The 8,768-nt window shown below is 41.8% G+C and carries 8 protein-coding genes and 1 tRNA gene; 4 read left to right on the top strand and 5 right to left on the bottom strand.

The genetic code is table 11. The features are described 5' to 3' along the window. Positions 1 to 112: 112 nt before the first annotated feature. The gene (locus GTQ48_RS10615; RefSeq protein WP_163106664.1) at positions 113 to 2,383 is read right to left on the bottom strand and encodes a hypothetical protein; all 2,271 of its coding nucleotides are present in this window, start codon (positions 2,381 to 2,383) and stop codon (positions 113 to 115) included. A gap of 74 nt (positions 2,384 to 2,457) precedes the next feature. Between GTQ48_RS10615 and GTQ48_RS10610 the strand changes: the two genes are divergently transcribed. Beyond that, positions 2,458 to 2,616 (top strand): hypothetical protein, encoded by a 159-nt coding sequence (locus GTQ48_RS10610; protein WP_163106481.1) that lies wholly within the window; start codon positions 2,458 to 2,460, stop codon positions 2,614 to 2,616. Here the strand turns inward: GTQ48_RS10610 and GTQ48_RS10605 are convergent. Next, complete coding sequence (locus GTQ48_RS10605) at positions 2,613 to 3,116, bottom strand: HAD family hydrolase (RefSeq protein ID WP_032095892.1); 504 nt, start codon at positions 3,114 to 3,116, stop codon at positions 2,613 to 2,615. The two genes, GTQ48_RS10610 and GTQ48_RS10605, sit on opposite strands and share 4 nt — an antisense overlap. 188 nt (positions 3,117 to 3,304) lie before the next feature. Here GTQ48_RS10605 and GTQ48_RS10600 point away from each other — a divergent pair, with 188 nt between their 5' ends. From GTQ48_RS10600 to GTQ48_RS10590, 3 genes are all read left to right on the top strand, one after another. Beyond that, entirely contained in the window at positions 3,305 to 4,189 is an 885-nt protein-coding gene (locus GTQ48_RS10600) for a DMT family transporter (protein ID WP_163106663.1), read from the top strand. Positions 4,190 to 4,308: 119 nt separating this feature from the next. Then, the gene (locus GTQ48_RS10595) at positions 4,309 to 6,108 is read left to right on the top strand and encodes a GGDEF domain-containing protein (protein ID WP_163106662.1); all 1,800 of its coding nucleotides are present in this window, start codon (positions 4,309 to 4,311) and stop codon (positions 6,106 to 6,108) included. Between the two features lie 37 nt (positions 6,109 to 6,145). Further along, the gene (locus GTQ48_RS10590; protein WP_163106661.1) at positions 6,146 to 6,817 is read left to right on the top strand and encodes a haloacid dehalogenase type II; all 672 of its coding nucleotides are present in this window, start codon (positions 6,146 to 6,148) and stop codon (positions 6,815 to 6,817) included. Positions 6,818 to 6,899: 82 nt separating this feature from the next. Here GTQ48_RS10590 and GTQ48_RS10585 read toward each other — a convergent pair whose 3' ends face one another. From GTQ48_RS10585 to GTQ48_RS10575, 3 genes are all read right to left on the bottom strand, one after another. Further along, complete coding sequence (locus GTQ48_RS10585) at positions 6,900 to 7,160, bottom strand: hypothetical protein (protein ID WP_163106660.1); 261 nt, start codon at positions 7,158 to 7,160, stop codon at positions 6,900 to 6,902. A gap of 1,108 nt (positions 7,161 to 8,268) precedes the next feature. Beyond that, a tRNA-Phe gene (locus GTQ48_RS10580) sits at positions 8,269 to 8,344 on the bottom strand. 150 nt (positions 8,345 to 8,494) lie between these two features. Beyond that, on the bottom strand, positions 8,495 to 8,767 hold the full coding sequence (locus tag GTQ48_RS10575) for an oxidative damage protection protein (protein ID WP_032094830.1): 273 nt from the start codon (positions 8,765 to 8,767) through the stop codon (positions 8,495 to 8,497). Position 8,768 lies beyond the last annotated feature (1 nt).

Below are 8,768 nucleotides of genomic sequence, written 5' to 3'. Positions count from 1 at the left end.
TCGATCAACTGCTTGTAACTCATGGTAACTACTCTTGTTTTTTGGCGATTACAGAGTACCACCAACAGGCAGTTGATCTCTTCTCACCATTTAACCAAGAGTGGTGCACTTATTATCTGAATTCGGGGCTAATTGCATAAATTATCATTGCGGGATAAAGAAGATATATTGGTTTTTTCACCTCAAAATTGATGCTACTAACGGGGTTACTCTCACCACTTACTTTAGCCTCGATAGTGTAATTACCAGGTTCAATGTCGGAAATTGATAGGAAAGCTTTAGACTCTGGATGAATTTTCCACTGCTCATTAATCCCTATTATTCTAAACGCCAACTCCTGTGTTTGATGCTCAACATAATTATTGGTACTAAATTCAATCGATAGTTCAACAAAGTCATTATCAAGAAATAGGGTCTCATCATGCCCAAACTCGTAATTACTGTACTCATTCGAATCTGTAGAGCTCCAAATCGACTTTGTAAAAATGACTTTGCTCTTTTTACTTCTGACTTCTTCGAGTGATTCCAGAATTTTCTTTTCATCAATAAGATATGAATATTTATCACCCAGAACTAGAAGCTTATCGCCCAGCACTAAGACACTTTGGTATTCAAAATCAGAATCATAAATCCCATCTCTAGAATTCAATAACCACTCGAGTCCAGAGCTAGTACGAACATATAACCCCATATTTGTTGCAACCCAGAGATTTCCCGTTTGGGTAAGGCCTGCGCCTCGCACAAATTTGATTTGGAAATCTCTTAAAATATCAGATGATGAGAGTTCGCCTGTTTTTTTATTCAGTTCCTGAATTCCTTGGCCTGCCGTACAAACAACATAGCGATCCATATATTCAAGCAAACAGGTTATTCCATTCCATCCTCCCTCATCTGGAGAGATTGATTTCCAATTAAATTTCGACAGCTGGATATAGATAGTGTTGTGGTTATCGTAACCAACAATCTCACCAGATGAGGCCACGAAAGCCTCCTTCATGCTGTGGGGTGCAGAGATTGTATCTATCACATTGCCGATATTTGACTCATCAATCAGCATGTAAGATGGAGATTCACCGTCATCTTGATAAAGATAAAAAAACGGACTGTCTGTGGTGATTAGCTGTCCGTCCCAAGACTCACAAAAATATTGAGGCTTTTGCAGGCCCTGTGCATAGCCCTTTACTCTGAAGTCAATACAACTATTTTTACTATCATAGTCTCCGTTTAGTAAATTGAGCTCTCCAGATGTGATTTTAAGTTGATATTCGTCGTCACCGATTTGTAGTGATACGTCGCCATTCTCTGTGAAACCTTGCCGCGTCACATTTCGTCTGAGCACATTATTTTCAAAGTGGAGTAAATTTACCGCCTCTTGGGTTTCAGTTAATGTAATCAGGCCTAACTGAGAGGACGACAATAAAAGGGTACCAGTTGACAATTCGTTTATTGCTACGATACTGAATACGCTCTCAGAGTTAAGAAGAGGCGCAAGAAAGCTAGGAGCTTTTACAAACTTTTCACCTAATTCAAACAGTCCCCCAGCCCCAATTAGAACTCTTCCTGTCTTTGTTACAAATATGACTGATACTTTTTCACGTAAAGGAATATCGGAATGAAATGGATAAAATATTTTGGTTTTATTTTTCTCGCTCCATTCATATACACCCCCAGCTCCCCCAATAAAAACCCTATCATCCTTAATAGCTACAGCATCTATCGATGAAAGAGAGTTGAAATAATCTGTTTTACTAAAGCGGAAAACTTCTTGGGCTATCGTGTCGACTTTAATAAGAGCATCGCTTGATACAAGGTAAACAACTCCGCCTTGAGAAGACGAAACACTGAGGACATCATTTACTCTGTCAACCCCGATTGAACCTGCCCATGTCTGGATCTCTTTCGTCAGTTTATCAACGACAATGATTCCTTGAATTAGCGATACAACAAGAAATCGTCCTGTGTCTGAGATCTTCCAAGCATATTTCGTCCAGCGAGCATCAGGAAACATTTCTACAGATTTGTTTGTCTTTAAATCTAAATAAAAAACTCCTGCACCGTACTCAACCAGCCACACCCCGCCAGCTCCATCAAAAGCGGCATCAGATATTGTCCCAGATAATGTATTGTCCCCCTTATAACTCACTTTTTCAGCAATACCGCCTAATAATCTAAAGACACCATTTTCAGCAGAGACAAACGCAGTATCTCCAATAACCTCTATATCTCGAATAATTCCTGTGGGTATTCCTGCTAATCTAGTTTTTCCCTCTAGGGTTTCGCCGAAAGCAAAGACTTTTGCTGAATTTAGTAGTAGAGAAAATATTAGAATTGAGCCAAATAGACACAATGAGTGACGTGAGAAGGCAGTTGTCTTTTTTCGCATGTCCATATGACCAAATTGTTATTAATCTTTCTTCGCTTCATTAAAGCGACTAATTTCCGAAAGAAGGTAACAACATGAATATCGAACAAAAAACAAACATGCAAGAGCTAGCTGTTGAAGAATATACTAAAGTATATGGAGGCCATGAGAATAATGTGACTGTACCTAAACCGATTGAAACAATCTTTCCGAAGCACCCGACACCGCCGGGTGGAAAATCTATTTCAATTTAAACCATCAACCACTGCATACCTGCATTTTCAGCAGCCTGCTGATCATAAATAAAGTCCCCCACATATAGGCAGTCTGCAGGTTGTAGCTGCCATTCTTTCGCTACCATGAGTAGTGCAGTTGGATCAGGCTTTGCCGGGGCATCTTCTCTCGTGAGCACATAATCTATAGGAATGTTGTTGTTCGCTAGCTTAATTGCTGTGGCCTCTCTGCAGTTTCGAGTCACTATGGCCATGGGCAAGTTATGCTCTTGCGCTTTTTCTACCATCTTTTGACCTATACTCAGCCACTTCGCATTACGAGCGTCGTCAAGTTCATGCTGCAAAATAGTATTGTGGGCATCCGCCTTTTTACGTTCGCAGTCTATGGCATCAACAAACGTAAGTATGTCTTCATCTAAAGGGCACCCAATGGTTTTCCGCATTATTGTAAAATCTAAACTCGACTCTACTAATGTACCGTCTAGGTCGAATATAACGCCTTTAACACCATCTAAATTCATGTGCGCTCTCAAATAATAGATTAAAAAATTCAGGTATGAATATGCCACTAACAACATACGCATTCCGTTACGTTTAGATTAAAAACCTTTGTGTTTACATGGATATCAAAGAACAGGCTTACCTAAACTGTCTCTTTGCATTAGCATAGCCGCTCTTTTTCGTTATACCTCACACAGAAGGGTTATTCATGGGTGTATTTGCAGCATTAGGAACTGCGCTTTGCTGGGCTATTGCGGCACGTTTGTTCAGCGGTATAGGAAACGCATTTTCGCCACTTACCATGAACTTTTGGAAGGGCTTAATCTCCATTGCGTTGCTTAGCGTTGTCTTAATTGCGGTGCAGCCTGCTTTATTTTCAACTAACGCCGTTATTTGGCTGTTGGTGAGTGGCTTTATTGGTATTGGCATTGGCGATACGTGTTTTTTCAAAGCGCTGCAAAGCATTGGCGACAGCCAAGCCGTGCTTGTTGCTGAAACCCTCGCGCCATTATTCACTGCTCTATTCGCCATGGCCTTTATTGGCGAGTGGATTACATGGCAGCAGTGGATAGGCGTGGCTGTAGTGCTTTTTTCTGTCGATATGGTTATTAAAGCTCGTAAGCGTAGCGCTACTCATGTATTAGCCACCAGCGGCTATTTATATGGTGTTGGAGCCGCGTTATGTCAGGCTGTTGGCGCAGTGGTTAGTCGCGATATTTTAGGAAGCGGCGACGTTGATGCCGCAAGTGCAGCCTTTTTACGGCTTGTGGGCGGTATGGTGTTTGTTGTGCCCTTTATTGCCGTAACAAAAACGCGGTGGCTACCCGTTATTACTGAAGGCAAACGGGTATGGCCCGCCTTTGTTGTAGCAACATTACTGGGCACAACAGCAGCAATTTATCTGCAGATGTTTGCGTTTGCCTACGCGAAAGCTGCTGTGGTACAAACTCTAATCGCTACCAGCGCATTAATGTCTCTTGGTGTCGCCTTTGTATTAGGAGAGAAAGCCACTAAAGCCACTTTATTGTGGTCGGTCATCGCTTTGGTCGGCGTTGGCATATTAGTAAGCTTTGGCGATAACACCATTCATTAACTTTCATTTCCCATAAGTCTTCTTTTTTGTACCCGTAAAAAGTAGACTTATGGGCACGTTGGGTGGTAGTTATGGCGATAACTAGCTATGATTGCTGAAAAAATTAGAAAAGAAACAATATGCGCACGACATATTTTGCATCTATTTTATCGGTAACACTCTTTTCTGTAACCGCGTTATTTTTTAGTCGCTTTTCATTGGCGGCTGACGGCGATATTGAAGCCTTTATAGCTAAAGTGCGAACTGTATCTTACGACTGCCCTGACGCTAGCTTGCTTTCTGAGTTAGACGCCACTTTGGCAAAAGAGTCTCTTACAGGCAATCAGCGCTTTGCACTTTCAACTGCACGAACTCACTTCTTAATTTGCAGCGGTAAACATGAAGAAGCGCTAAAAACACTTCTTGAAAGTATTGAACAACCCAATATTGATACAACGTCTTATGCGTTTGCTTCAGCCATTTATCAAATAGGGTTTATTTACGATACGAAAGAAAACCCTGCTCGCTGCCAGTTTTATGAACGCGCCAAAAGCCTTTCATCTCCAGTTAAGCACAGCGACATATTTACCAGTGCCTCGCTAGCTATTATTACCTACTGCTCGGAAACCGATTCTACTGCCGAGCGATTAGGCAAAATGTTCAACGTCTTAGACCGATATTCAGATAAGGGTAGCCCAGGTGAACTCGCACATATTCGCAACAGCATAGGCCTTGTTTATGGAAGCTTAGGACAGCATGCACTTGCTGCCGAACAATATATTATAGCGCACGAACTTGGTTTACAGGTGTATAAAGGCAGTAACAAGGTGTCGATTTTAATCAGCGCTATTGTTTCACTTGCCGCAAGCGGTCAAACAGATGAGGCTTATAAGCGGATATTAGAGCTTGGACAACTGAATCAAGAAATTGGCAACTCTTACACTAACTTTTTGTATCAATATTCGTTGCAACTTTATTACCGAAAACAAAGAGACTTCAACAAATTATCTTACTACCTTCCTCAATTTAAAAACGCTCTGTCTGAGGTGTCGAATTCATTCTATCAATCGCTATATGAATGGCATGCAACCGAGCTTTGCTTATTTAAAAACGACATTCCTTGTGTTGAGAATTACCTAAATAGCATGAAAGAGAATGAATCCATTATTCCTCCCAAATTTCGTGAGAACCTAAATTACCTAAGCTTTAACTTATCACTTTATATTGCTTTGAACGATTTAGAAGGTGCCAAAGTTGCCCTTGCAGCTTATACAAAATTGGTTAACGAGAAGCAAAAGAACAACCAAAGCTCTGCTAAAATTCTCGGTGCAGCAAATTTATACAATAAAATACACGATTTAGAGTTTGAGATAGAAAGGACTGAGCGTTTACGTAAAAACACCTTGTTCGTTGCAATAGCCATTGTTCTATTATTAATAGCAGGCTTAGGCTTTTATCTTCGTAAACGGCACCTCGCCGCTAAGTCAATCGACCCTGCTACACAATTACTCAATGCGCAAACTTCTATCAGCCGCATCAACAAACTAGATACGCCAGAAGATGGACGAGCTATCGCTATAGCGATTTTTGATTTGAGCAACTTTAGAGAGCTAAATCGAAAGATTGGCTCAACGAAAAGTGATTACGTATTAAGAGAGATAGCTAAAACACTTCAACACGTGGTGAGAGGCAGCGATATTCTTGGCCGTTTTGGACCAGAGCAATTTATATTGTGCCTACATAATATTGATGAAATCAGCGCGCGAACGTTTTTAGAGCGGGTGCAAACTGCACTGGATAATACCTTTGGGGAAGAGTTGTCTACCGGTGATGTTAAGGTGCAATCGAACATGAGTATTTTCATTACATCGGAGAAACTGTCTAATTTAAATGACATCCTTGATGAGATGCTTATGTCATTTAATATCAGTAATCGTTAGTCTTGCGCAATGACATTTGTATAAGGGAACGATAACAATGATCAAAGCGCTAATTTTTGATGTTAATGAAACACTTCTTGATATTAATGCAATGAAAACTGGACTTGCTGAAGTTTTAAATGGCGATGAAACCCTGGTTGATCTGTGGTTCGCCAATTTACTTCATCACAGTTTGGTAGATGTTGCTTCTTCGCAGTTTCATGACTTTATAGACATTGGTGCAGCAGCACTGGTGATGGTTGCATACAGCAAGGGTATTCAGTTAACCCAAGAACACGCCAAGCAAACAATTAAACAGCACATTACTTCTCTGCCACCCCACGACGATGTTGCGGCTGCGCTAAAAGCCTTAAAGCAAAAAGGCGTCACGCTAATAGCATTATCAAACTCTTCTAGTGCAGGGTTAGATGCACAGCTGTCTTATGCCAATATTAAATCGTATTTTGATATTGTGCTGAGCGTAGAATCTATCCGCACGTACAAACCCTATCCAAGTGTTTACCACTGGGCCTGCCAACAGGCTGAGGTTGCACCTAACGATACATTAATGGTTGCGGCACATGGCTGGGATGTAAGTGGTGCTAAAGCGGCAGGTCTTAATACTGCGTTTGTCGAACGCCCGGGTAAAATGATGTACCCACTAGGGCTGGCTCCTGACTACTCTATTGAATCGCTAGACCAGTTAATCCCTTCTGTTTTTAACGCTTGATTATCTACTTAATTAAGTAGCGCAAACAAAAAGACCTTGCTTACGGCAAGGTCTTTTTTTAATTCGGTATGAAGTGAGCGTATTAGAGCTTTGCTAATTCTGGACGGTTCCCTTGGAAACCTTCAGTATTGCAAGAACTACGCTTGGTATTTAAAGCGTTTAATTGACGCTTGAGCCAAGATTTTTGAATGCCCGATGACGCGGTGTTCATCTCGCTACTCACTCGAATAATTTCTTTGCCAACATTTACACATTCTTTTTTAGTAGGCTCGAAACCACCATTTGCTAATGCAGAGGAAGAGAATACGATGGCCGATAGTGCGATAAGTGTTTGCTGTTTCATAAGAGTCCCCGATTACTCGTATAATTTTTTATAAGTTATGTACCAGTTACACTGGGTTTGATTTGCCCTAAATCTGATAAAAACTATAGCAGGTCATTTATTCTTGTTAGGTGTTGAAAAATATACGCAGTAATTAATCTGCTTATTTTTAACACACCCTTATACCGACCATTTCATTTGAATAAGACTACCTACTCTTATCAACACGCCATCAGTTATGGTATAGATTTAAGCTTTTTGCAAGTTTTGACAATTAACCCATCCCTAGTAGTGGCCACAAAACAGCAAGTTATGGCAACAACATTAATCATCGCGCGTAGTTAAACATCTTATCAGCTAAGTCTCAACGACCTCTTTAGTCTAAAAGTGTTTTTTACTGTGGTTATACAGCTAGTTAACTTAGGTATATAAAAAGCACGGTATCTCGTACACGGCCCTATGTGCCTACAACCTGCTTCCTGCATCCATCTTATCGACCGCTTGTAAAATTTCTTTGCCCATATCCAATAAAATTTAATTGACGCAATGAGAGTCTGCAAGGATACGCCAGCGTGTTCCTGAGCTTTTACAAACACCAGAATCAAAAAAGCCCTCGCATTTCTGCAAGGGCTTCCTGAATAATGGTGCCTCGACCCGGGATCGCAACGCGCGGAGCATCCGCAGGGATACGCCAGCGTGTTCCTGAGCTTTTACAATCACCAGAACCAAAAAAGCCCCGTACTTTCGTACAGGGCTTCAATAATGGTGCCTCGACCCGGGATTGTAACGCGCGGTGCAACCGCAGGGATACGCCAGCGTGTTCCTGAGCTTTTACAAACACCAGAATCAAAAAAGCCCTCGCATTTCTGCAAGGGCTTCCTGAATAATGGTGCCTCGGCCCGGGATCGCAACGCGCGGAGCATCCGCAGGGATACGCCAGCGTGTTCCTGAGCTTTTACAATCACCAGAACCAAAAAAGCCCCGTACTTTCGTACAGGGCTTCAATGATGGTGCCTCGACCTGGGATCGCAACGCGCGGAGCATCCGCAGGGATACGCCAGCGTGTTCCTGAGCTTTTACAATCACCAGAACCAAAAAAGCCCCGTACTTTCGTACAGGGCTTCAATAATGGTGCCTCGACCCGGGATCGAACCAGGGACACGCGGATTTTCAATCCGCTGCTCTACCAACTGAGCTATCGAGGCGAAACTCGTTTGCGTTACAAGCGTTTTCGGCCTGTGCTGCTATGGGTGCGTATTAAACGGATTTCGGCCTAACAAGTCAACCGTTTTACCCGCTTTTTTTTCACTTTTGTGACCGTTTGCACATTGTTTACACAAAATGTGGCATTTTGGTTATTTTTCCGGCGGAACATAGCCTTCAATTGTTGGCTCAACGCCGTCAAACAAGTATGCCGACATTCTTTCTTCTAAAAACGCTCTGGCTTCTGGCTCCATCATATTCAGCTTATGTTCGTTAATTAACATAGTCTGCTTTTTCTGCCAGTTGCCCCAGGCTTCTTTTGATATGTTATCGAATATCCGCTTACCTAGTTCTCCTGGGTAAAGTTGAAAATCTAAGCCATCAGCGTCTTTTTGCAAATTATGACAAAAAACCGTTCTACCCATC

Source organism: Alteromonas genovensis, from assembly GCF_010500895.1.
Classification (GTDB): Bacteria; Pseudomonadota; Gammaproteobacteria; order Enterobacterales; family Alteromonadaceae; genus Alteromonas; species Alteromonas genovensis.
The sequence above is the reverse complement of the archived record's forward strand: the minus strand, read 5'-3'. Positions and strand labels throughout refer to the sequence as shown.

Coding starts and splice junctions, on each gene's coding strand:
- GTQ48_RS10615 (WP_163106664.1), bottom strand. CDS start 2,383: ATGCGAAAAAAGACAACTGCCTTCTCACGTCACTCATTGTGTCTATTT.
- GTQ48_RS10595 (WP_163106662.1), top strand. CDS start 4,309: ATGCGCACGACATATTTTGCATCTATTTTATCGGTAACACTCTTTTCT.
- GTQ48_RS10585 (WP_163106660.1), bottom strand. CDS start 7,160: ATGAAACAGCAAACACTTATCGCACTATCGGCCATCGTATTCTCTTCC.
- GTQ48_RS10590 (WP_163106661.1), top strand. CDS start 6,146: ATGATCAAAGCGCTAATTTTTGATGTTAATGAAACACTTCTTGATATT.
- GTQ48_RS10610 (WP_163106481.1), top strand. CDS start 2,458: ATGAATATCGAACAAAAAACAAACATGCAAGAGCTAGCTGTTGAAGAA.
- GTQ48_RS10605 (WP_032095892.1), bottom strand. CDS start 3,116: ATGAATTTAGATGGTGTTAAAGGCGTTATATTCGACCTAGACGGTACA.
- GTQ48_RS10600 (WP_163106663.1), top strand. CDS start 3,305: ATGGGTGTATTTGCAGCATTAGGAACTGCGCTTTGCTGGGCTATTGCG.
- GTQ48_RS10575 (WP_032094830.1), bottom strand. CDS start 8,767: ATGGGTAGAACGGTTTTTTGTCATAATTTGCAAAAAGACGCTGATGGC.